This window comes from Cedecea colo, assembly GCF_011808225.1.
Taxonomy (GTDB): Bacteria; Pseudomonadota; Gammaproteobacteria; order Enterobacterales; family Enterobacteriaceae; genus Dryocola; species Dryocola colo.
In genome coordinates this window covers 504,714-527,711 of record NZ_SOYS01000002.1, presented here as the reverse complement: position 1 = coordinate 527,711, position 22,998 = coordinate 504,714, and the positions used below count along the sequence as shown (strand labels likewise).

Annotated in this window: 18 protein-coding genes, 1 pseudogene and 1 riboswitch; of the genes and pseudogenes, 14 read left to right on the top strand and 5 right to left on the bottom strand. The window is 52.2% G+C overall.

Annotated elements, in window-relative coordinates:
* The first annotated feature begins 44 nt into the window (after window positions 1-44).
* From E2L00_RS06840 to E2L00_RS06810, 7 genes and pseudogenes are all read left to right on the top strand, one after another.
* Window positions 45-2,975, top strand: coding sequence for a phage tail tape measure protein (locus E2L00_RS06840; protein ID WP_167608821.1), 2,931 nt, complete (start codon window positions 45-47; stop codon window positions 2,973-2,975).
* The gene (locus E2L00_RS06835) at window positions 2,975-3,472 is read left to right on the top strand and encodes a hypothetical protein (protein WP_201279320.1); all 498 of its coding nucleotides are present in this window, start codon (window positions 2,975-2,977) and stop codon (window positions 3,470-3,472) included. Before E2L00_RS06840 ends, E2L00_RS06835 begins: the two co-directional genes overlap by 1 nt.
* On the top strand, window positions 3,472-3,942 hold the full coding sequence (locus E2L00_RS06830; protein WP_167608818.1) for a DUF1833 family protein: 471 nt from the start codon (window positions 3,472-3,474) through the stop codon (window positions 3,940-3,942). Before E2L00_RS06835 ends, E2L00_RS06830 begins: the two co-directional genes overlap by 1 nt.
* Window positions 3,935-4,405 (top strand): NlpC/P60 family protein, encoded by a 471-nt coding sequence (locus E2L00_RS06825; protein ID WP_167608815.1) that lies wholly within the window; start codon window positions 3,935-3,937, stop codon window positions 4,403-4,405. The genes E2L00_RS06830 and E2L00_RS06825 overlap by 8 nt, the downstream gene beginning before the upstream one ends.
* A complete protein-coding gene (locus tag E2L00_RS06820) occupies window positions 4,314-6,797 on the top strand; it encodes a host specificity factor TipJ family phage tail protein (protein ID WP_167608812.1) in 2,484 nt (827 codons plus the stop codon). The genes E2L00_RS06825 and E2L00_RS06820 overlap by 92 nt, the downstream gene beginning before the upstream one ends.
* Before the next feature lie 59 nt (window positions 6,798-6,856).
* Window positions 6,857-9,241, top strand: a complete 2,385-nt coding sequence (locus tag E2L00_RS21570; RefSeq protein WP_236127687.1) for a tail fiber/spike domain-containing protein — start codon at window positions 6,857-6,859, stop codon at window positions 9,239-9,241.
* Between the two features lie 40 nt (window positions 9,242-9,281).
* Window positions 9,282-9,428: pseudogene (locus E2L00_RS06810) on the top strand (helix-turn-helix domain-containing protein); the annotation flags it as partial.
* 452 nt (window positions 9,429-9,880) lie between these two features.
* Here E2L00_RS06810 and E2L00_RS06805 read toward each other — a convergent pair.
* The 3 genes from E2L00_RS06805 to bioA all read right to left on the bottom strand — a co-directional run bounded on the left by E2L00_RS06805 (window position 9,881) and on the right by bioA (window position 12,413).
* Window positions 9,881-10,357, bottom strand: a complete 477-nt coding sequence (locus E2L00_RS06805) for a kinase inhibitor (protein WP_167608810.1) — start codon at window positions 10,355-10,357, stop codon at window positions 9,881-9,883.
* Window positions 10,358-10,372: 15 nt separating this feature from the next.
* Entirely contained in the window at window positions 10,373-11,053 is a 681-nt protein-coding gene (locus tag E2L00_RS06800) for a type 1 glutamine amidotransferase domain-containing protein (protein WP_167608807.1), read from the bottom strand.
* A 70-nt stretch (window positions 11,054-11,123) separates the two neighbouring features.
* Entirely contained in the window at window positions 11,124-12,413 is a 1,290-nt protein-coding gene (bioA, locus tag E2L00_RS06795) for an adenosylmethionine--8-amino-7-oxononanoate transaminase (RefSeq protein WP_167608804.1), read from the bottom strand.
* A gap of 89 nt (window positions 12,414-12,502) precedes the next feature.
* Between bioA and bioB the strand changes: the two genes are divergently transcribed.
* From bioB to E2L00_RS06765, 5 genes are all read left to right on the top strand, one after another.
* Window positions 12,503-13,543: a biotin synthase BioB gene (gene bioB, locus E2L00_RS06790; protein WP_167608802.1), complete on the top strand. Its 1,041-nt coding sequence runs from the start codon at window positions 12,503-12,505 to the stop codon at window positions 13,541-13,543.
* Window positions 13,540-14,691: an 8-amino-7-oxononanoate synthase gene (bioF, locus tag E2L00_RS06785; RefSeq protein ID WP_167608799.1), complete on the top strand. Its 1,152-nt coding sequence runs from the start codon at window positions 13,540-13,542 to the stop codon at window positions 14,689-14,691. The genes bioB and bioF overlap by 4 nt, the downstream gene beginning before the upstream one ends.
* On the top strand, window positions 14,675-15,433 hold the full coding sequence (gene bioC, locus E2L00_RS06780) for a malonyl-ACP O-methyltransferase BioC (protein ID WP_167608796.1): 759 nt from the start codon (window positions 14,675-14,677) through the stop codon (window positions 15,431-15,433). The genes bioF and bioC overlap by 17 nt, the downstream gene beginning before the upstream one ends.
* Window positions 15,426-16,109, top strand: a complete 684-nt coding sequence (gene bioD / locus E2L00_RS06775; RefSeq protein WP_338031900.1) for a dethiobiotin synthase — start codon at window positions 15,426-15,428, stop codon at window positions 16,107-16,109. Before bioC ends, bioD begins: the two co-directional genes overlap by 8 nt.
* A gap of 444 nt (window positions 16,110-16,553) precedes the next feature.
* The gene (locus tag E2L00_RS06765; protein WP_167608790.1) at window positions 16,554-17,072 is read left to right on the top strand and encodes a DNA-binding protein; all 519 of its coding nucleotides are present in this window, start codon (window positions 16,554-16,556) and stop codon (window positions 17,070-17,072) included.
* Window positions 17,073-17,113: 41 nt separating this feature from the next.
* Here the strand turns inward: E2L00_RS06765 and E2L00_RS06760 are convergent, their stop codons facing one another.
* Window positions 17,114-17,824, bottom strand: coding sequence for an ABC transporter ATP-binding protein (locus tag E2L00_RS06760; protein ID WP_167608787.1), 711 nt, complete (start codon window positions 17,822-17,824; stop codon window positions 17,114-17,116).
* An 841-nt stretch (window positions 17,825-18,665) separates the two neighbouring features.
* On the opposite strand from E2L00_RS06760, the gene uvrB reads away from it, so the two are divergent.
* Window positions 18,666-20,681, top strand: coding sequence for an excinuclease ABC subunit UvrB (gene uvrB / locus E2L00_RS06755; protein WP_167608784.1), 2,016 nt, complete (start codon window positions 18,666-18,668; stop codon window positions 20,679-20,681).
* A gap of 94 nt (window positions 20,682-20,775) precedes the next feature.
* Here uvrB and yvcK read toward each other — a convergent pair whose 3' ends face one another.
* Window positions 20,776-21,684, bottom strand: a complete 909-nt coding sequence (gene yvcK, locus E2L00_RS06750) for a uridine diphosphate-N-acetylglucosamine-binding protein YvcK (protein WP_167608781.1) — start codon at window positions 21,682-21,684, stop codon at window positions 20,776-20,778.
* Between the two features lie 203 nt (window positions 21,685-21,887).
* Window positions 21,888-22,020: riboswitch (molybdenum cofactor riboswitch) on the top strand.
* Between yvcK and moaA the strand changes: the two genes are divergently transcribed.
* Window positions 22,008-22,997, top strand: a complete 990-nt coding sequence (gene moaA, locus E2L00_RS06745; protein ID WP_167608778.1) for a GTP 3',8-cyclase MoaA — start codon at window positions 22,008-22,010, stop codon at window positions 22,995-22,997. Its footprint overlaps the riboswitch before it by 13 nt.
* The last annotated feature ends 1 nt before the right edge of the window (window position 22,998 follow it).

Below are 22,998 nucleotides of genomic sequence, written 5' to 3'. Positions count from 1 at the left end.
CTAAACCCTCTGCGGAGGGTTTTTTTACGCCCGGAGAAAGGTAAATGTCGGAAAATTTAGGTGGAATTGATATCACCATCTCTCTGGATACCGCTCAACTTCTCGACGGCGCCAAGGATGTTCAGAACGCACTTAGCCAGATTGATAGCTCATCAAATAATACCGGTAAAGAACTTGATGGATTGGATAAAAGCACATCAGCTACGGGTAGTGCATTTACTGAGCTGGCAGGTTATGCAAATTCCATGGATAACCAACTCAAAAAGTTGAATACCAATGTCAGCGGTATAACGAGAGCTATGGCAGAGGCACGAAGCGGCACAGGTAGTGCAAGCAATGAATTTAGTCGTGCAGAATCAATTATTGAAATGCTTGGCAATCAGATCGCCGTGCTGGATGAAGCTCAGGAGAATGGTGCAAGAAGCGCTGCGGTTCTGGCAGCGCAATTGCGTGCTGGCTCTAAAGCATCGGACGAAGAAAAGCAGAAGATTGGTGAACTGACTGGCCGCCTCTTTGATATGCAGAAGGCTACAACCACCTCAATAGGGGGTAATAAGGGCTGGAAGTCAAGTATGCAGCAGGCTGGTTATCAGGTTCAGGATTTCATTGTTCAGGTGCAAGGTGGTCAATCGGCGCTCGTCGCTTTCTCTCAGCAGGGCTCTCAGCTAGCCGGGGCATTCGGGCCGGGTGGGGCAGTGATTGGTGCCGTTATTGCCCTGAGCACTGTCGTGGCTGGCACTCTTATTACATCCTTGAATGGTGGTAAAAACGCCATGGATGCATTGAAAGATGCGGCTGAGGCGATGGATAAGGTTATTACCGTCTCTCAGAACGGCGTGGCCGCGCTGTCAGATAAGTATGCTTTGCTTGCCAGGACCAATGCAGAAGTAGCTACTCTCATGCGCAATCAGGCGCTCCTTGAGTACAACGAAGCGATTAATAAAATACCGAAAGCTATTAGTGATGCTTCAAGCTCAATCCTGTCGTTTGGTGATAAAGCTCTTTCAGCATTTTCTGGCGGTTATGCGTCTGTCGATGGGTTTAACAAGCGCCTCGCCTCTCTGAATATAACGACAGATGATTACTCTAAGGCCATGAAGCAGGCATTTGGTGCGGGTCAGGAATTTAACGCTACCACGCTGAGTATTGGTAACACCGTGGGCGCGGTGGCGGATAAGTTTGCTATATCAGAGCAGAAGGCGTTCAACTTTGCGAAACAACTTTCTGATATTGCCAAGAATCCAACTCCAGAAGCATTGCAGCGCCTCGCAACTGAACTTCAGAATACCCAGAGTTCAACAGAAAAAGGCCAGACAGCATTGACCGCTTTCATTGGCACTCTTGTTAGCCTTTCCCGCGAAGCAGTAATTGCAAAAGGGAATGTGGCAGCTCTTAAGCAAGAGACGGATAACCTCACTGCCGGACAGAAGAACCTGATCAAGCAGTCAGAGCGGAATCTTGCCCTGTCAAAACTGCAGGGAGAGGCCAGGGCTAAACTTCAGGCTCAGTATGCTGCTGAGGATGCCGGGTTTGCGAAGGATGATCCGCACGCGAAGCAGATGGAATCTGACGCTGCAGCCACGTACAAAAATACGCAGGCGCAGAAAGATCTCCTGTCTCAGAATAAGAAAGGCGCATCACAGGCAGAATCTATTGCTCAGAAGCTTGCCAACCTGAAACAGCAATCAGAGTTGGCCGCAGGTTCAACCAAAGAATTAAGCCGCGAACAGTCAATTCTTACCGCTCAGCAATCCCTCGGCAAAGGCGCAACTCAAGAGCAGATTGCGCTGGCAGGCCAGTACGCTGCAAAAAAATGGGATACAGCTAACGCCATCCGGGCACAGGCGGCTGCTGAGAAGTTACTCCCGGAAGCGAAAGAGAACGCAGGCTATAAGCAGGACGTCGACGACCTCAACACTGCATTATCTGCCAAGAAAATCAGCCAGGAGCAATACAACTCCACCTCTGAGCGCCTTGAACAAACGCATCAGGCTACGCTGGCTAAGATACGTGCCGACCAGGCTGTAACACCACAACAGCAAGCAGCAGGCACTGTTGACCCGGTACAGCAGCTTGCAAATGAGAACGCGCAGAAGCTGGCGCTCATTCAGCAATTCGAAGCCAACAAAACCATCACGGAGCAGCAGGGTTTAGCACTTAGAAATGCGGCTAACACGGAATATGAGCAGCAGCGAACTGCTGCCATGTGGCAATTATTCCGCGACCAGAACGCAGGCAATGAGGCGCTAGCGGCTACATTTGACTCTCTCGCCGGAAACGCATCCAACGCCTTGACCGGGATCGTAACTGGCAGCATGAGCGCCGAAGAGGCCATGTCGTCTCTTGCAAATAACGCTATTAACAGCCTCATAAACTCCTTTGTGCAAATGGGCGTTGAATGGGTCAAGTCAGCAGTTGCCGGGAGCGCGGCGCAAATTTCAGCAACAGCAGCAACAACATCAGCAGCAGTTGCGGGAACAGCTACGACTACGGCGGCCAGCGTCTCCTCTGCGGCGGTAACAACTGCCGCCTGGACTCCTGCGGCTATTGTTGCATCTATCGGTTCGTTCGGTGGCGCTGCTGCCATTGGTATTGGTGCTGTAATCGCTGCAATGGCGATGGCTGGCGGTATAGCCGGAAAGCGTAAAAACGGCGGCCCGGTATCAGCGGGCAGCATGTACCAGGTCGGCGAAGGTGGCATGCCGGAGATTTACCAGGCCAGCAATGGCAGCCAGTACATGATCCCCGGAGATAATGGCTCTGTCATCAGCAACAAGGATGTGCAGGGAGCAGGCAGCGGAGGAGGCGTGGTTATCAACATTCAGAACTACACCGGAGCGACGGTTGACGCTCAGGCAAACAATACCGGCAATGGAATTACCGTTGACGTGATTGTTGCCGACCTTGACCGGGGTGGGCCTATCCGGCAAGCCATCACCCGCAACACAACCGCATCAGCAAGAGCGAGGGAATAATGGCAATTGATTATCCAGACTGGCTCCCGCTGGCGCAGAAGAGCAATAAATCTCCCACTAACGATACCGGTTTCCGCACTGACCAGCCCCAGGTTGGTGCGCCGATTTTCCAGAAACTGACCGACGACCTCAAAACCTCTTTTAACCTGACCTGGATTTTTACGCAGGCTCAGCACCGGGCATTCTATCAGTGGTTACGTAGTCCTAATTATCTGGATAACGGCAACCAGTGGTTCACGATGATGCTCTCAACCGGAACCGGGGATACTGGCCTGGAAATGCAGGAATTCCATTTCACTGCTTATCCGGCCTGGAGTCAGAGCGGTTCTGTATTCACCTGGACCGGTAATGTTGTTACGAGGAAGCTGAATAATTCCGATGATGATTACGACGACATCCTTGTTGAGCTGCCACCGCCGTGGGGAAGCTGGCTGGATATTGTCGTGACCGGGTATCCAGACAATCGCGACCCGGAATCTTTGCCGAGGACTCGATAATGCCGACTTTCAGAGAGTTCAAAAGTAAGCGCCCAAACCGCATCATCTATGACACGCTGACCTTCTACAATGAGTCTTTCGGTACTATCAGGCTGGTTGATAAGCAAATATTCCCCAAGACGTTTGCTGGCGAGATATACACGCCGTGCAGAATGGAAATCAGCGACAGCCAGCAGAGCAGCACGCCGGTAATAGATTGTTCAGTCAAGTTTGGCCGACTGGCGCAGGATTTTAAGCAGCAGCTTAAAAAGTGGAGAGGATATGCCCGCATTACTCCGATTTCATGCACATACCAGCGATTTGATGCTAACGACATGAACACACCACTTAAGCCCTGGACTCTGTATGTGAGCGATGTGAGCATGGATCAGAATGACGTCACGGTTTCGCTCACGCTAAAGAATCCACTCAACAACAATGTCGGCCAACTTTATACAGTCGATGAATTCCCCGGACTGCAAAATGCTTAAATCTGAATTTATCGAAAGGGTGACAGGCTTACCCTGGTGCAACCGTGCGTGTTCATTTGATGGCGTGGACTGTTGGGGGCTTATTGTTTTGTATTACCGGCATGTACCCGGAATCGAGCTACATAATGTCCCTGGTTACGAAGCCGACAATGATTTCGTGACATGTTTTTTCAACGAGATTGTTTACTGGCGCAAAGCAGAAGCATTCAGCGACGGCGATATGTTTGTTGCCTATTACGGTAATAATCCTGTGCACGTTGGCCTGGTTATCGATGGTAAAGCGCTGCACAGCCGCGGCGAAAACGGACATGTACGCGCAGACCACATCCGCACTATTCAGAAACTTTATACAAAAGTGGAATTTTACTCTTATGCCGCTCATCGAGATTCAGCGTGTTCCCGGCCTGCCGAAAGACCGCGCTCATGTTCCAGTGGGGACGATATTCAGCGAATGGCTTGCTGAAGAATCTCTTCACGCTGAAGTAAGAATAAATGTAAACGGCAGGGAGTTGCAGAATGATGATGAGCTGTCGTTTGAGCTGAAAGACGACGACAGGGTAATCATATTCGACCAGCCGAAGGGCGGCGGATTAGTTGGAACGCTGCTTAACCCTCTTGAGCATTTCAACCCGATCAAGTTCACCCAGAAAGTGATGAACTCGCTGATTAAGCAGCCAGGTATCGATACCGGGCAAACAAAAACATCATCTAATAACAGCCTGAAAGGGCAGACTAACATTGCGCGAAATGGAGAGGCCCGTCCTGATAATTTTGGTCAAATTCGCGCCTACCCCGACCTGATACAGGAATCCATTTTTGAGTACGTAAACAACAATAAACTCGTCACGGAATGGATGAATTTCGGACTTGGTCGATACAACGTAGAGAACGTCCGATATTCAGAATCGTCAATTGGCGCGTTACCTGAGGCGAGCTATACGGTTTACAATCCCGGCAGCAACATCGCAGTGATTAACCAGGGATTTCAGTTTGATGATGTAGACGGACAGGACTTACCCGGACCAAATCAGACAGAAGATAACCCCGCTTATAGTGCTACAGCCAACACAGTTGTATCTGCTGATTTATCAGGCGGGCAGATGGCTGTCAAAATCGTACAGCAGCAATCGTTTGATTACTTCTATGACCTGCCGCGTCCGCACGGTGTGACGTTTGTTGTTAATGTGTCGTATGGCACGCCATCAGGCACCGTGACAACTGACGTGAACATCACTGCAAACTTGTCAGACGCACAAACTTCCGATGATGGCTCCGTAACTAATCCAACGCATTACTACACTTTTTACTTTTCAAATCTTTCCGGCGAAGATGCGCAAGGGCTGCCTGCAAACACAGTTATCAATACAACAAAGTTTGTGCTGAATGATAATGAGCCGCTTGTCCAGGGCCCATTTTTCTCCCCGCTGGAGGGCGAGCAGTTATGGTTGCATTTTCATGCCGAACAATCTGGAAGAGTAACTGCCTCTTTTAGTGGCTCTTACTGGCAGGTGGATGAGCAAAATAATGCTATTGCTGGCACAACAACTCAATTTTCCGGGGCTATTTCAAATGCGACAAAAGGGTCAGATTACCGATACCTTACACTTAAGCTCGCCCCTCCTTACGGAAAGGGTAGATATGCTTTTCAGATTTACCGTACTGACAACTATGAAGATTACAATGTCTTAAAGCTGGATTATGCACATATAGTCACAATCAGGAAGAATGTAACTTATCCGGACGACACTATTGTACGTGTTACCACGAAGGAGACAGAAAACTCTTCATCGGTGAAAGAGAGAAAGTATAACGCCCTGATTACACGTCACGTCATTAGCTATGACCCGTCAGCGCAAAAAGTAGATTATACAATCAGGCCATCGCGAAAATTTTCAGATGTCGCTCTGTTTAACTGGCTCGTTACGGGAGGCCAGGATGAATCCACAATCGACATCTTTGGACTTTATCAGATACAGTCTGAGCTTGATGCTCGCGATGAACGACTGGCGTATTTCGACTACACATTTGATGATGAGGATGTGTCGCTAGGCCAGCGTATAGAGACTATTTGCGATGCTGCTGGCGTCAGCGTTTATTCTGATGACGGCGTGCTGTCTTTCACTCTCGACTCGAAGCGCGATAAGCCTGTTACCGTTTTTAACCGCTCCAACACAGTCGAGACGGGATATTCGCTTAGCTACGATATGACGCTGCCTGGCGGCTATGACGGCGTTGAGGTGCAGTACCGGAACCCAACGACGAACAAACAGGCGTTCATTCGCTATCGAATCCGAAATAATCAGATTGAACTCGGCCAGCCCACCAAGGCGAAAAAGTTCGAAATGATGTATATCCGTGATTCATTTCAGGCAGATTATCGCGCACAAAAGGAATGTCGTCGCCTGCTATATTCACGCATGAGCATGTCGCTCACGGCGCTGGCGGATGGGGAATGGGTAAATGTTGGTGACATGGTGCAGGTTCCGGATACATATGACACCAACCAACAAGCCGGATATATCGTTTCTCGTAACGGAAACAACTTCGAAACCAGCGAACGTATTAACTTTTCGGGCTCAATGTTTGTCGTTGTCACCGATGCTCTGGGCAATACAACTTCACGCTATGCAGCTACGCAGCGCGCTGATACCGATTTCGGCTTTATAGCTGCCATTCCCGATATTGAACTGAACATTTATGACGGATTTGATGTGCAGTCACCCTCGCGTTACGTGATTGCCACATCTGAAGAACTTGATGCCACTCAGTGGCTTATAACTGAGAAGAAACCCCCCAATGCAGGCGGCACGACATCGCTCAATTTATCTGAGTACAGCGACCTGACTTACCCCTAACTAAACATTCATCCAACTCCGAACCCGGCCACCGAGCCGGGTTTTTTTATGGAAAAATTATGGCGACCACACCTACACAGTTACCAGTTCCATCCGAGTCACCTCGCGATTTAAAATTTAATGCAGGCAAGATTGACGAGTTTGTGACTTCAGAAAACCATGTTTATGTTGACAGATTCGGCGATAAACATCGTACAATTGATGGCATAAATTATGATGCGAATCAGGCAATTCTGAATTATGGCTATATCACGAAGGATTCTTTTGAAGATGGCAGCACCATTAGCATTGCTAACGAGTGCTTGCGCTGGGAGAGTAACGGGGAATACTACAGATGGGATGGAGACCTCTCAACTCCCAAAGTCGTTCCCCCAGGATCAACTCCTGATAGCACTGGCGGTATGGGTGAAGGGAAGTGGGTCGGTGTTGGGGACGCAGCATTAAGGACAGAGCTAAGTAATGGCAAATATCGCAGTGATGCATTGGCTGTAAAATATGTTCCTGGGGTCGTCATTAATGATACGACCGATAATCGAACAGCTCTTTACGCGTATTCCGGACAGATTTATGTTCCTAATGGCGTGCAGTTGCGATGCAACTTTTTACCTGACGATGATGTAACAAAATTCCTTGGTGAAGGTAAGATCCTGACTCGTGACCCTTGGGGCGGCGAACATGTTTATGATGTAGGGCTTGCAACCAACGGGACAGCTTTTACAGCTCTTGGCACTCTCGCTCAGTTTGCGAATAAGCAGGGCTATCCATCAACGATTGCTGATTGTCATGTGGGTATTATTGGTGACTCCATAACAGATGGCTCGTATAGTTCGGGCTGGACAGCGAACCCTACTGATTCAAACGGTAATCTTAACTCCACTAACTATAACCATAATCTGAATGGCGGGCAGTATTCCTGGTTCAGGATCTTCACTGATTGCCTCAATATGTTGTCTGATAGCACGACTAGCATTTTTAAAGCTTATAACTGCGCATCTTCAGGTAAGGCATTGGCTACCGGGTGGGGATATGCCAACTTTGACTATGGATTCTTTCAGAATGCTGCTTATGGGAAGTCTGCTCCTAATGTTCTGTTCGTTAGCCTCGGGTTTAACGATAATGGAGTTTTGCCAACAATCGGCTTCGAAAGTTATCTTCATGAATTTGAGAAGCTAATCAGAAAGTCTTGGGGATACGGAAGCCCGGTTTGCTTCGTTACAATGAACAATAACGATGCACCAAAGGCGTTTCTGGAATCGGCAATCAAGAAACGTATCGAGCGATTATTTCCAAAAGTCGAATTTCTTGACCTGTCGATAGCCACAACAGACGTTTACGCAGATATCGGAGCATATTCCATCTCCGATGTAGCCAAGCGGGCTGGCGGAACAGTATTTGACCAGAGTCATCCCTCGACAATTGGACACGCATATATAGGTGCGTATGCGGCCAAAGAGATTTTTAAAGAGAGGGTTTACTTAGCCACAAAAAATAAAAATCTCATCCCAACAACACAACTTTCTTTTATAGGTTTAGGTTATCCATCTGGTGCAAGATATTACCCGTCCATTTCCAATCTAAGTGGGGGGGATTATCTTGATGCGCTTGGAGGGTGGGGGATGATTAATCCGGCATCTGAGAACGTCACATGCCGGTACTTTGTTTGGAGTGACAAGAGTGATGTTTCAGTGACATTATTCGAGCCATTTAATCCCACTTACACAACGTCAGATCGCACAAATCAATTTTCCGTAATACTCAATGACATCAGGAATGCTGCATATCTGTCGGGACCAGTGTCCAGTAATGGAATGACATCATTCTCAGGTAAGCAAACCACTAATATAGGCACCCTGAAAAAAGGGCTGAATATCATTTCAGTTACCTACGGTGGCTTGCCATCCCGTGTGTACCCACCCGGCATCCTGTTTCGCGAATCCCTACAGCCTGTTTACACAGGCTTCAATTTTATTGCCTTGAACTCTGGTCAGATCCGAGGCGTTACAGGAAGCGACCCAGCAGTTAACGACTTAACACTCGGCTACCGGCTTGCAACTGCTGATGACGAAGCGCCGGACATGATAAAGGGCAGCAAAGCGTCTCAGTCTGTTGTAGTGGATCTAGAGTCCATGCCAGTCGGCCTGGTTGTTTTGTTTAACTATAAGCAGAAACAAAAATCAGCGTGTGGAGTGGGTAGATCTGCGACAGGGTCTTTGTCCTTTTACACAATGAGCAACGGAGAGCTTGCCTCAGTTGGGGCGGTGACAGCTGACCTGTCAGGAAAGATAAGGATACTTAAGGGAGGTGATACCATCACCGTCTACCCAACCACTGGCACAGCGCAGACGCAGACGATAAGCGGACCAACAGGAGGAAAGACTTGCCTGATGAATAACTCTGCCGGAAACTTTACAGCCTCAGTTGGGGCAGCATTCTCAAAGAGTTAGGTAGAAAACGGCCCACAAACGTGGGCTATTTCCATACAACCGCGTCGGCGGACGGCGGACAAAGCTAACTACTGAGTGGTGGGCGCAGGCAGGACGACTTATCGCTAACGGCACGTCCAGGAAGCAGGTGGCATTAATTTATGATGTCGCTATGTGCACACTTTATAAAAAGTTTCCTGCTGGCTGAAGTTAGCCCACAAACCTGATCGCTGCGTTACGACGCGCTATTCCGATCTGCTTGTTGTGAAGTGAGCATGTCAAAAAGAAGGTGCGCACCTGAAAACTTATGACAAGCAGATGGTAATAGTGGGTGAGCAGCATGTAAACAATGGCTGCTCAGTTCTGGGGCGCTTCTCGAAGAAAATGTGATGGGGCATGGATGGGGCAAAAAATTAGCGCAAGATGACGAATGCCGCCTTGCGCTAATGCTCTGCTTGAGGTCACTAATGATATGTAAGTAACTGATTGTTAGTGACTGGATATATGGTATTTAGTCGTGTTTTGTAGTGTGTTTATTGTTCTATTTCTCATCTAAATTACTGATTGTAAATAGATTTAACATCTTTATACCAGCTTTTTTATACTAAGTTGAGCGAAACGGGAAGCCGATTTGCACAATCGGCTTCATAAAAGGTGGGATTAACTGAACATTGCGGTAATAGAGGCGCTTCCTAACGAGTGAAAATGGACATTAAAGCCGACCACGGCCCCGGATGCGTGCTCATCAACATTCAGTTTTTCCACGTCCAGCGCGTGCACGGTAAAAATATAGCGATGCGTTTCGCCTTTTGGCGGCGCCGCGCCGCCGTAGCCAGCTTTGCCGAAGTCTGTGCGCGTCTGCACGGCGGGTTCAGGCAATTCTACTAAATCAGAGCCGGACCCCTGCGGTAAGACGCGAGTATCGGCGGGCAGGTTCGCTACCACCCAGTGCCACCAGCCCGACCCGGTTGGCGCATCCGGATCGTAGCAGGTCACTACAAAGCTCTTCGTTCCTGCGGGTACGTCATCCCACGCAAGCTGCGGGGAAATATTGTCGCCCTCGTAGCCCATGCCGTTAAAGACATGGCGGGACGGCAGCTTTTCACCCTCTTTAATATCATTGCTAATCAGTTTCATAGCCGCTCCTTGTGATTAGAGATCGAGTAGTTTCAGCAGTTCTTCAGCGGCGATGGTGGAAGAGGCGGGATTTTGCCCGGTGACCAGATGCCCGTCGCCAACGGCATATTCGCCCCAGTCGTCGGTGCGCTCGAACAGGCCGCCTGCTTTTTTCAGCTCATCTTCTACCAGGAACGGCACGATGGTCGTTAAGCCAACGCCTTCTTCTTCGCTATTGGTAAATCCTGTGACGCGTTTGCCTTTTACCAGCGGAACGCCATCCGGCGTTTTCACCTGGCGCAGCACGCCCGGCGCGTGGCAGACCGCGCCAACGGGTTTACCCGACGCCCAGAACGTTGCAATCAGTTTAATCGAATGGGGATCCTGAGCCAGATCCCACAGCGGGCCGTGGCCGCCTGGATAGAACACGGCATCAAAATCTTCAGCGTTTACGGCATCCAGCCTGTGGGTGTTGGCGAGAAGCTTTTGCGCGTCCGCATCGCTGCGAAAACGACGGGTGGCGTCAGTCTGCGCATCCGGCTCGTCACTTTTGGGATCTAACGGCGGTTGCCCGCCTTTGGGGGAGGCGAGCGTCACCTCAAGCCCTGCGTCATGGAAGACGTAATAAGGTGCGGCAAACTCTTCAAGCCAGAAGCCGGTAGGTTTGCCCGTATTACCGAGCTGATTGTGCGAGGTGAGTACCATGAGGATTTTCATTTGCTTCTCCCTGTTGGGCGCATGAAAAGATCTTCGAAGTGTAGTGCATCCTTGCACAGGCTGCTGGCGGTCAGCTCCTGAAGAAGGCCGGGTTGGCGACGGCTTTTGTCACCGCGGCGATAAGTTTTGCCAGCTGGTCACGGCCGATAATGTACGGCGGCATCAGGTAAATCAGACGCCCAAAGGGACGCACCCAAACGCCTTGCTCCACGAAGAAGGCCTGAAGCGCAGCCATATCTACCGGATGATGCGTTTCCACGACGCCAATCGCGCCAAGCACGCGCACGTCCGCCACCTGCTCACAGCTCTTCAGAGAACCAAGCCCGGCCAGCAACTGCCGTTCGATAGCGTTAACCTGCTGCTGCCAGTCGCCTTCTTCCAGCAGGGCGAGACTTTCACAGGCTACCGCACAGGCCAGCGGATTGCCCATAAACGTCGGTCCATGCATAAAGCAGCCTGCTTCGCCATCACTGATGGTTTCGGCTACGTGGCGGGTGGCAAGCGTGGCGGAAAGGGTCATGGTTCCTCCGGTCAGCGCTTTACCCAGGCACATGATATCGGGCGCAATGCCCGCGTGTTCACAGGCAAACAGTTTGCCGGTGCGGCCAAAGCCGGTAGCGATTTCGTCGGCGATAAGTAAAATCCCTTCGCGATCGCACATGCGGCGGATGCGCTTCAGCCATTCCGGATGATAAAAACGCATCCCGCCCGCGCCCTGCACGATGGGTTCCAGAATCACGGCAGCAATTTCCTGACGATGGGCGGCCATCAGGCGCGCAAACGGCACGATATCCATTTCATCCCATTCGTCGTCAAAACCGCATTGCGGAGCAGGGGCGAACAGATGTTCCGGGAGGTAACCCTGCCAGAGACTGTGCATGGAATTATCAGGATCGCATACGGACATCGCGCCGAACGTGTCGCCGTGATAGCCGTGGCGGAAAGTCAGAAAGCGCTGGCGCGGTTCGCCCTTCGCATGCCAGTACTGCAGCGCCATTTTCATCGCGACTTCTACCGCGACGGAACCCGAATCGGCCAGGAAAACGCACTCGAGCTGCGCAGGCGTCATCGCAATCAGCCTGCGGCAAAGCGCCACCGCGGCGGGATGGGTGATACCGCCAAACATCACGTGCGACATCTGGTCCATCTGGCTTTTCATCGCCTCGTTCAGGCGCGGGTGGTTGTAACCGTGAATGGCTGCCCACCACGAAGACATACCGTCAACCAGCGGTCTGCCATCAGCAAGGTTTAGCTCGCAGCCTGCTGCTGAAATGACCGGATAAACCGGCAGCGGTTGGGTCATGGATGTGTAGGGATGCCAGATATGGCGTCGATCGAATGTTAAATCAGCAGGCGTCATAAGGTGACTTGTAAACCATTTTAAAAACATTTAGGTTTACAAGTATAACGCCAATCAATGGCTAACAACACCCCTTTTGGAGACGCCCCATGGCTCACCACGCCCGCTGGTCAATGTCGCAGGTCGCTGCTTTATTTGAAAAACCTTTTCTCGAACTGCTGTTTGAAGCGCAGCAGGTACACCGTCAGCATTTCGATCCTCGTCACGTACAGGTCAGCACGCTGCTGTCGATTAAAACGGGCGCCTGCCCGGAAGACTGCAAATACTGCCCGCAAAGCGCGCGCTATAAAACGGGGCTGGAATCCGAGCGCCTGATGGAAGTCGAGCAGGTGCTGGATTCTGCCCGCAAGGCGCGCAACGCTGGCTCAACGCGTTTTTGCATGGGCGCGGCCTGGAAAAACCCTAACGATCGCGATATGCCTTACCTTGAACAAATGGTGCAGGGCGTGCGGGAAATGGGGCTGGAAACCTGCATGACGCTCGGCACGTTAACCGATGCGCAGGCGCAGCGCCTGGCATCTGCCGGGCTGGATTACTACAACCATAACCTCGACACCTCCCCGGAATTTTACGGCAACATCATCACCACGCGTACCTACCAGGAACGTCTGGATACGCTTGATAAAGTGCGCGATGCGGGCATCAAGGTTTGCTCCGGCGGCATTGTTGGATTGGGTGAAACCGTTAAAGACCGCGCGGGATTACTGCTCCAGCTGGCTAACCTGCCAACGCCGCCAGAAAGCGTGCCGATCAACATGCTGGTGAAGGTGAAAGGTACGCCGCTTGCGGATAACGACGACGTGGATGCGTTTGATTTTATCCGCACTATCGCCGTGGCGCGTATCATGATGCCGACCTCGTTCGTGCGTCTCTCCGCGGGCCGCGAGCAGATGAGCGAGCAGACTCAGGCGATGTGCTTTATGGCCGGTGCGAACTCCATTTTCTACGGCTGCAAACTTCTTACCACGCCAAATCCCAAGGAAGATAAGGATTTGCAGCTGTTCCGCAAGCTGGGTCTGAATCCGCAGCAAACTACCACCGACGCGGGGGATAACGAGCAGCAGCAACAGCTTGCATCACAGCTCCTTACGGCGGATACGGATAAGTATTACAACGCGGCGGCGGTATGACCTGGCAGAAGCGCATTGAGCAGCGGCTTGCGGCAAGGCACGCCAGCGATAGCTTTCGCAGCCGGGAGGTCAACGAATCCGGAAGCGGGCGCTACCTGGTTACCCACGCAAAGCGGCATCTGAATTTTTCCAGTAACGATTATCTGGGGCTAAGCCAGCATCCGGAGATCGTGCGCGCCTGGCAGCAGGGCGCGGAACGCTATGGCGTCGGCAGCGGTGGCTCGGGACATGTCACAGGCTACAGCACCGCCCATCATCGGCTTGAAAGCGAGCTTTCACAGTGGCTGGGCTATTCGCGCGCGCTTTTGTTTATCTCCGGATTTGCCGCCAACCAGGCGACGATCGCGGCTCTGGCGCAAAAGCAGGATCGCATACTGGCGGACAAACTCAGCCATGCCTCCTTGCTTGAAGCGGCAATGTTAAGCCCTGCGCAACTGCGGCGTTTCGCGCATAACGATGTTCAGGCGCTTGAGAATTTGCTGAACTCCGCATGCGAAGGCCAGCAACTAGTCATCACCGAAGGCGTGTTCAGCATGGATGGCGATGAGGCTCCGCTTGGCGCGATCGCTGCTGCTACGCGTCGCTCAGGCGGCTGGCTGATGGTCGACGACGCGCACGGTATCGGCGTGCTGGGCGAAGCAGGACGCGGAAGCTGTCACCGGCAGCAGGTTAAGCCGGATTTGCTGATCATCACCTTCGGCAAAGCTTTTGGTGTGAGCGGTGCGGCGGTATTGTGCAGTAACGATGTGGCCGATTATTTGCTGCAGTTTGCCCGCCACCTGATTTACAGCACGGCGATGCCGCCTGCCCAGGCCTGCGCGCTGTCCGCAGCTTTAGAGGTGATTCGCAAGGGCGATGAAAAACGCTCACGCCTGCGCGACAATATTGCTGTTTTTCGGCATGGAGCGGCGCAGCTCCCGCTCGGATTAATCAACTCACAAACTGCTATCCAACCGCTGATCGTTGGTGAAAATGCGCGCACGCTCAGCCTTGCCGCTCGTTTGCGCGAGCGCGGGTTCTGGCTCACGGCCATTCGTCCTCCTACTGTTCCGACGGGCAGCGCACGTTTGCGCGTGACGCTTACCGCCGAACATACCCGCGAAGATATCGAAGCGCTGCTGGAGGCCCTTGATGACGAAACCCGTTAATAAACCGGCGGTGGCGCAGGCTTTTGGACGCGCGGCGGCGACCTACGACAACTTTGCCGACCTCCAGCGAATCAGCGGAAACCAAATGATAAGCCGCCTCAGCGGGCGCGAGTTCAGGCAGGTGCTGGACGCTGGCTGCGGCACGGGCTGGTTTAGCCAGTACTGGAAAGCGCAGGGCAGCCACGTCACGGCACTCGATCTTTCGGCAAAAATGCTGAGCCACGCCCGTGAGCAGCGGGCAGCAAACGGCTACCTTGAAGGCGATATTGAGGCGCTGCCGCTGACAAATGAACAAGTGGATCTGGCCTGGAGCAATCTGGCCGTGCAGTGGTGCAGCGATTTGCGCAAAGGGTTAAGTGAGCTTTACCGCGTGACTCGTCCGGGAGGATGCATTGCGTTTACCACGATAGCCGCCGGATCGCTTCCGGAACTGCATGCTGCCTGGCAGGCCGTGGATACAAGGGCGCATGCCAATGAATTCTTATCCTTTGATGAAGTTGAAGCCGCCTGTGAAGGCTGGCGTGTATCGCTTTATGCCGGGCAGGTGTCTCAACGTTTCCCGGATGTTTTAAGCGCCATGCGCACGCTTAAAGGCGTCGGTGCTACGCATCTGCACGACGGGCGCAAAAATTCGCTGATGACGCGCCAGCAGCTGCAACGCCTTAGCCTTGCCTGGCCGCAACGTGACGGAGAATTTCCGCTCACCTGGCAACTTGTTTGTGGAGTGATTGAACGTGATTAAAAAATGGTTTGTTACCGGAACCGATACCGAAGTGGGGAAAACCGTTGCCAGTTGCGCCTTATTGCAGGCGGCAAGGCAGGCCGGTTTTCTGACCGTGGGTTACAAGCCTGTGGCCTCGGGAAGCGAAATGACGCCAGCCGGCATCCGTAACGGTGACGCGCTTGCGCTACAGCGTAACAGTAGCGTGCCACTGAGCTATGAACAGGTTAATCCGCTGGCCTTTCTGGAGCCGACATCTCCGCATATCATCAGCGCAGAAGAAGGCCGTCCCATCGAATTTTCAACGCTCTCTGCGGGACTGGAGGCGCTGTCGCAGCGCGGGAATTGGGTGCAGGTGGAAGGCGCGGGAGGATGGTTTACGCCGCTGTCGGAATCCACCACTTTTGCCGACTGGGCGGTAGCGGAAAAACTGCCGGTTATTCTGGTCGTGGGCGTCAGGCTGGGCTGCATTAACCATGCGATGTTAACGGCCCATGCGATAAAAAGCGCGGGGCTTCCGCTGGCGGGGTGGATTGCAAACGACGTGCAGCCAACGGGCAAACGGCATGCTGAATATATTGCAACGCTCAGAAAAGTGCTGCCAGCGCCCATGCTTGGCGAAATTCCCTGGCTACCGGAGCTTGATGAAAAAACCGCACTCGGCCATTACCTCGATTTATCCTGTCTTGCGGCTTAGGTCGTATTTTTCCCCGGCACAATTGCAACGCCCGAAGTTTACTTCGGGCACTTTCCCAAAATCACACCCTCGCTAAAACAAACCCTGTCGCAGCCTCTTAATACCGGATAAATTATCCGCACTTTTTGTTGTCATGTGACAACCGATGTGGGATAGTAACCAGGAGAATTTATGATGCGTCGAGTACATCCGAATAAGGATATTGAGGCCGCGTTGAGCTATGCAGAACATCAGGGCTGGCAGATAAAAGCCGGTGGCTCCCACTGTTGGGGGAAAATGTACTGCCCCTGGAACAACAAAATCTGTCGATGCGGCGAATTCTGTATTAGCTGTATCTGGAGTACGCCACGCAACGCATGGAATCACGCAAGGCAGATTAGGCGCGTGGTTGATGGCTGCTGTCAAAATACGGCCAGGCCAACACGGCATTAGAAGGAGAAGTGTATGTCGGAATTTAGCTTTACATTGATATTCATCCTGCCGCAAAGCCAGCAGGACCCGGCGCTTTGGTTGCAGGCGCTGGGCGAAAACGGCTGCGATGACGCGCTGATCGGCGTGGGCGTAACGGGCAGAATTGCGCTGAATTTTATCCGTGAAGCGCAAACCGCGAGGCAAGCCGTGGTTTCTGCCATTCAGGATGTGAAACGCATTATTCCCAGCGCAGGCCTGGTGGAAGTCGCGCCAGATTTGGTCGGGTTAACGGATATAGCCGAATTAATGGGCTTTTCCCGGCAGTACATGCGTAAAGTGATGGTGAGCCGCCAGTGTTTTCCCGCACCGGTGCATGACGGTAAAACGGCCATCTGGCATCTTGAATCGGTGCTGCGCTGGCTTCGCGAGACGGGAGTAAGCAAAGTTCCTTTGCCGCTACTGGAGCTTTCTGCAGTGACGCGGCAGTGCAATTTACAGCGTGAGCTGGCGGCGTTAGACAGCGCCTTGCAAAAACAGCTTGGGCAACTGTAGCTGCGTGACGGCCCAAAAAATGACCGCCGCTGCAGAATAATTCATGACGTCATCCAGTTTGCAATGAGCTTATCGTCAAGCTGTGCGACGCTGCCTTGCGCTACGTTACGTCCACGATGCAAAAGGCAAAAGCGGTCCGCTACACGGCGGATAAAAGATAAACGCTGTTCGACCAGCAAAATCGTGAGGCCAAAATCCTGGTTCAGGCGGTGAAGGATATTTCCCATATCATGAATAAATCCTTGTCCGCTTTCGCAGGCCGGTTCATCGAGGATCAGCAGTTTTGGTTCGCCCATCAGCGCTCTGGCAAGCACAAGCTGCTGCTGAACGTCGCCTGTGAGTTCGCTGCCGCGCGTATGGCGCAGCGCGTAAAGCGCAGGGAACAGATCATACACCATGGAGGGGATAGCTCGGGCGCGCTCGTTTCCGGCCAGACGCGCAATCTGCAGGTTCTCTTCGACGGAGAGCTGAGAAAAAATGCGTCGTTCATGCGCCACATAGCTCATGCCCAGCGCGGCGCGCTCTTCAACGGGCTTAGCGCGCAAATCCTGCGGCGGGCGGCCAGCCTCCTCCCATATCATGCTGCCGCTCTGCACGGGCAGGTAGCCAGTAATACAGTTTATTAACGTGGTTTTGCCCATGCCTGCGGCTCCCAGCACACAGGTGCATTCTCCTTTCGTCAGTTCCAGGTCGAGGTTCCATAAAACATGGTTCTCGCCATAAAACTGGTTCACGGCGCGTAAACTCAACATGCATCATCTCCTCACGACAGGATTAAAAAATAAGCTCATTTCACCACGGTAGGCACCATCTCTGGATAAGGAGGGAATGAGTCCTCCCGGAATGCTGCAATTCCCTTGCCATCTCACGCAGGGGTTGCAGAAACAGGGAAATTTTGAGAATAGCCTCATCAATGCGGATGGAAAAAGCATGAGCGGCATAACCTTGTCGTTACGCTGCCCTTTGTCGGTGCTTTTCTTTTCTCGATTCTGGTGCAGAAAATTACATAAAAAAAGAGGCAGGAAACGTTGGATTTGTGAGCGTCTTCTCCATCGTCCACGGAAAGTGAAATGAGATGATAAAAATCAAAAATAAGACGGAAAATTTTTTTTCGGAGTGGGTCCGTTAAAAAAAGGAATTTTTGCGGGCGGCGACCCGAAAGGGCTGGATGCACTTATCCACTATTCCTGTGGATAACCTTGTGCATTAGGGTTAGAAAACTAACGGTAAGCGAGAGCGGGCGCGGCCTGCGCGCGAATTGACGCGAAACCGGTCTTTTAAAAAAAGGCTTTTAAAATTAGCTGGTTAAATAAAATCAATCCGTGTAAGAAAAGTGACATAGACCAGGGTCTCATTTTTATTACATTACTTGACAAACGTTAAAGGGCGAAAAGTCTGGGGATAACCGCCACAGGACAGCGTTAATTTCAACCTTGCTGCAATCGCATACAAAGCCCGGCGAGATTTTACCCTGTCCTCGACATTATAGCTTCTTGAACTGGTTTTTTATCCAGTATTATTTGCTGGCAAAAATTCCTGTGTCGAGTAAAATTATCCTCCGGCCCGCTGGTTTTTTCCTCAGGTAGCAACTCAATGAGTAAAGCGTTCAAACTTAATTCTGCATTCAAACCCTCCGGCGATCAGCCCGATGCTATACGGCGTCTTGAAGAAGGGCTTGAAGATGGACTCGCCCATCAGACGTTACTGGGGGTGACCGGGTCAGGTAAGACCTTTACCGTAGCAAACGTGATTGCGGACCTGCAGCGTCCAACCATGGTGCTGGCACCAAACAAAACGCTCGCGGCGCAGCTTTATGGCGAGATGAAAGAGTTCTTTCCTGACAACGCGGTGGAATTTTTCGTCTCTTACTACGACTACTATCAGCCCGAAGCCTACGTACCCAGCTCCGACACCTTTATCGAAAAAGACTCCTCGGTAAACGAACACATCGAACAAATGCGTTTATCGGCGACTAAAGCGTTGCTTGAGCGGCGTGACGTTATTGTCGTGGCGTCGGTTTCAGCTATTTATGGCCTGGGCGATCCCGATCTGTATCTGAAAATGATGCTGCACCTCACCAAAGGGATGATCATCGATCAGCGCTCCATTTTGCGTCGCCTTACCGAACTGCAATATACGCGCAACGACCAGGCATTCCAGCGCGGCACCTTCCGGGTGCGTGGCGAAGTTATTGATATCTTCCCGGCAGAATCAGACGACCTGGCGCTGCGCGTGGAGCTGTTCGACGAAGAGGTAGAACGCCTGTCGCTGTTCGATCCGCTGACCGGCCAGGTCGATCAAGCTATCCAGCGTTTTACCGTCTACCCTAAAACGCACTACGTCACGCCGCGTGAGCGTATTCTGCAGGCGATGGAAGAGATCAAAGATGAGCTGGCAGACAGACGCAAGGTGCTGCTGGCTAACAACAAACTGCTTGAAGAGCAGCGCTTAACGCAGCGTACGCAGTTCGATTTAGAAATGATGAACGAGCTGGGTTATTGCTCGGGCGTAGAAAACTACTCTCGCTTCCTTTCCGGGCGCGGGCCTGGCGAGGCGCCGCCGACGTTATTCGATTATCTGCCTGCCGATGGTCTGCTGGTGGTGGACGAATCGCACGTTACCATCCCACAAATCGGCGGCATGTACCGCGGCGACCGGGCGCGTAAAGAGACGCTGGTGGAGTATGGTTTCCGCCTGCCTTCTGCGCTGGACAATCGTCCGCTGAAGTTTGAAGAATTCGAAGCGCTGGCGCCGCAGACTATTTATGTTTCGGCAACGCCTGGCAATTACGAGCTGGAAAAATCCGGCGGCGATATCGTCGATCAGGTCGTGCGCCCTACGGGGCTGCTGGATCCGATAATCGAAGTACGTCCGGTTGCTACCCAGGTTGACGATCTGCTTTCTGAGATCCGCAAGCGCGTGGAGATTAACGAACGCGTGCTGGTAACCACGCTGACCAAACGCATGGCGGAAGATCTTACCGAATACCTTGAAGAGCATGGCGAAAAGGTGCGCTATCTGCACTCAGATATCGATACGGTAGAACGTATGGAGATCATCCGTGATTTGCGCCTTGGCGAGTTCGACGTGCTGGTGGGCATCAACCTGTTGCGTGAAGGGCTGGATATGCCGGAAGTCTCGCTGGTGGCGATTCTGGATGCCGACAAAGAGGGCTTCCTGCGCTCCGAGCGTTCGCTGATCCAGACCATTGGCCGTGCGGCGCGTAACGTTAACGGTAAAGCGATTCTGTACGGCGATAAAATCACTCCGTCAATGGCGAAAGCGATTGGGGAAACGGAGCGCCGTCGCGAGAAACAGCAGCACTATAACGAAGAGAACGGCATTACTCCGCAGGGCCTGAATAAGAAAGTGGTGGATATCCTGCAGCTTGGCGAAGGGATGGCGAAAACCAAAGGCAGAATGAAGAGCAAAGCGCGTAGCGTGATTGAAGAGGACGAAATTGTCCTGACGCCGAAAGCGCTGCAGCAGAAAATTCATCAACTGGAAGCGAAAATGCTGGAACATGCCCAGAATCTGGAGTTTGAAGAAGCTGCGCTGGTTCGTGACCAGCTACACCAGCTGCGCGATCTATTTATCGCCGCTTCGTAAACTTGTTGGGTGGACCCAACCGACGCAGCGACACAACAGGAAAGATTTTGTAGGGTGGATAAAAGCAAGCCGCTATCCACCGCTACTTTTCCCGTTAACCCAGCGTCTGAATCGCTTTTTCCAGCGCCTGGCGCAGCAGGAGACGGTCATGGCGATAAGGAATATCGCTGGCTTCCAGCGGCTCCTGAATGACCACCCGGTCCTTAACACTTGAGACATCAACGTGCGGACCTACAACCACCGCATCGATAATCCTTTTCCCGACCCTTTGCTCCATGATTTGCAGCTTTTCGTTCAGCGTCAGGCTTGCTGCGGCTACGCTAAGCTCGCGCCCCAGATTGCCGATATAAACTACCGGTGCCGGGGTGCGCCTGAGTGCCTGATCCATATCTTCCAGCAGTAGAAGCGGCATCAGGCTGGTATAAAAGCTGCCCGGACCAATCAGGATAAGATCCGCTTCGGCAATGGCTTCCACCGCTTCGCGAGTAGCATGAGATTTCGGATACAGCATTAGCTCCTGCGGCGGGGAGGCAAGCTGATCGATATTTACTTCGCCATAGATAAAATGCCCGTCTGCATCGGTCGCCATCAGATCAACCGGTTGTTCCGACATGGGAATCAGCAGCGCGTCAACTTTTAGCAGGCTACGAATGAGATTAATGGCTTCCAGAGGCCTTATGCTCAGGTGATCTAACGCCTTTAACATCAGATTTCCAAGGTTATGCCCGGAAAGTTCGCCATTACCGCCAAAACGATACTCAAACATTGCCGAAGCGACGCTGGGTTCGGTAATTAACTGATTTAAACAGTTACGCATATCTCCCCAGGCAATTCCCCCTTCAGAACGCCGAATACGGCCGGTTGAGCCGCCATCATCCGTGGTGGTTACGATACCCGTCAGACGGGAACCTAAAGAGGAAAGGGAAGACATGACCCGGCCAAGGCCGTGGCCGCCGCCGAGGGCAACCACCCGATCAAGATCCGCAAACGTGCGACTGCGCATAACTATTCCTTATGACCAACTCTCCGGCTTAAGGTAGCGTAAAAGCGCCGAAAAGACGATGCAGGCGCCGTGGTTAATGATGTATATCAAGGTAAAAGTTCACTTTTCGCGTACTCTGTGACGAAATTGAACGATTAGTTCGTTATATCTTTATTTATATAACGAAGGCTACTATGGCGAATAGCCCCGTCACGCGTTACTATCGTTTAAACACACACTAAGCCTCTGGACCTAAGTCGCAAGATAGGGTGCTTTGGCCGCGACCTCCGGGCCGCCGGGTGCAGAAAGAAATGCCTGCATCTCCCGTATTTGGAAAGGTGTATATGGCTCCTCAACTGACCGATGCGTTTGCGCGCAAATTTTTCTATTTGCGCCTGTCGATTACCGACGTTTGCAATTTCCGTTGCAACTACTGCCTGCCGGATGGCTACAAGCCGCACGGCGTGGCGAATAAAAGCTTCCTTAACGTCGATGAAATTCGTCGTGTTACCCGCGCCTTTGCCGCTTTGGGTACCGAAAAGGTACGCCTGACCGGCGGTGAACCCTCTTTGCGTCGCGACTTCCCTGAAATTATTGCTGCCATCAGCGAAAACCCGGCGATTCGCCAGCTTGCCGTCACAACCAACGGTTACCGTCTGGCAAGAGATGTTCAGCAGTGGCGGGATGCGGGGTTAACCGCAGTGAATGTTAGCGTGGACAGTCTGGACGCCCGCCAGTTTCACGCCATCACCGGGCAGGATAAATTTCGTCAGGTGATGAACGGCATCGACGCCGCTTTTGCCGCCGGTTTTGAGCGCGTTAAAGTTAATACGGTACTGATGCGCGGCGTTAACCATCACGAGCTGGATACTTTTCTCGCCTGGATTAAACCGCGTCCCATTCAGCTACGCTTTATTGAACTGATGGAAACCGGTGACGGCGGCGAACTCTTCCGTAAATACCATATCTCCGGCACCATCATCCGCGACCAGCTTTTGCAACGCGGCTGGGTGCAGAAGCTTCGCGGCCGTAGCGATGGCCCGGCGCAGGTCTTCTGCCATTCCGATTACAAAGGCGAAATTGGCCTCATCATGCCGTATGAAAAAGACTTCTGTGCGAGCTGCAACCGCCTGCGCGTGTCGTCGACCGGCAATCTTCATCTGTGCCTGTTTGGCGACGGCGGCATTGCGCTGCGTGATTTGCTGGCGAATGATGCGCAAGGTGAAGCACTGGAAGCGCGAATCACCTCAGCCCTTGTCCAGAAGAAACAGACCCATTTCCTGCACGATGGTCATACCGGCATCACCCAGAACCTGTCCTGGATTGGTGGATAGC

Coding starts and splice junctions, on each gene's coding strand:
- yvcK (WP_167608781.1), bottom strand. CDS start 21,684: ATGCGCAGTCGCACGTTTGCGGATCTTGATCGGGTGGTTGCCCTCGGC.
- bioF (WP_167608799.1), top strand. CDS start 13,540: ATGACCTGGCAGAAGCGCATTGAGCAGCGGCTTGCGGCAAGGCACGCC.
- E2L00_RS06840 (WP_167608821.1), top strand. CDS start 45: ATGTCGGAAAATTTAGGTGGAATTGATATCACCATCTCTCTGGATACC.
- E2L00_RS06825 (WP_167608815.1), top strand. CDS start 3,935: ATGCTTAAATCTGAATTTATCGAAAGGGTGACAGGCTTACCCTGGTGC.
- E2L00_RS06760 (WP_167608787.1), bottom strand. CDS start 17,824: ATGTTGAGTTTACGCGCCGTGAACCAGTTTTATGGCGAGAACCATGTT.
- E2L00_RS06800 (WP_167608807.1), bottom strand. CDS start 11,053: ATGAAAATCCTCATGGTACTCACCTCGCACAATCAGCTCGGTAATACG.
- E2L00_RS21570 (WP_236127687.1), top strand. CDS start 6,857: ATGGCGACCACACCTACACAGTTACCAGTTCCATCCGAGTCACCTCGC.
- bioB (WP_167608802.1), top strand. CDS start 12,503: ATGGCTCACCACGCCCGCTGGTCAATGTCGCAGGTCGCTGCTTTATTT.
- E2L00_RS06765 (WP_167608790.1), top strand. CDS start 16,554: ATGTCGGAATTTAGCTTTACATTGATATTCATCCTGCCGCAAAGCCAG.
- uvrB (WP_167608784.1), top strand. CDS start 18,666: ATGAGTAAAGCGTTCAAACTTAATTCTGCATTCAAACCCTCCGGCGAT.
- moaA (WP_167608778.1), top strand. CDS start 22,008: ATGGCTCCTCAACTGACCGATGCGTTTGCGCGCAAATTTTTCTATTTG.
- E2L00_RS06820 (WP_167608812.1), top strand. CDS start 4,314: ATGCCGCTCATCGAGATTCAGCGTGTTCCCGGCCTGCCGAAAGACCGC.
- bioC (WP_167608796.1), top strand. CDS start 14,675: ATGACGAAACCCGTTAATAAACCGGCGGTGGCGCAGGCTTTTGGACGC.
- bioA (WP_167608804.1), bottom strand. CDS start 12,413: ATGACGCCTGCTGATTTAACATTCGATCGACGCCATATCTGGCATCCC.
- E2L00_RS06835 (WP_201279320.1), top strand. CDS start 2,975: ATGGCAATTGATTATCCAGACTGGCTCCCGCTGGCGCAGAAGAGCAAT.
- E2L00_RS06830 (WP_167608818.1), top strand. CDS start 3,472: ATGCCGACTTTCAGAGAGTTCAAAAGTAAGCGCCCAAACCGCATCATC.
- E2L00_RS06805 (WP_167608810.1), bottom strand. CDS start 10,357: ATGAAACTGATTAGCAATGATATTAAAGAGGGTGAAAAGCTGCCGTCC.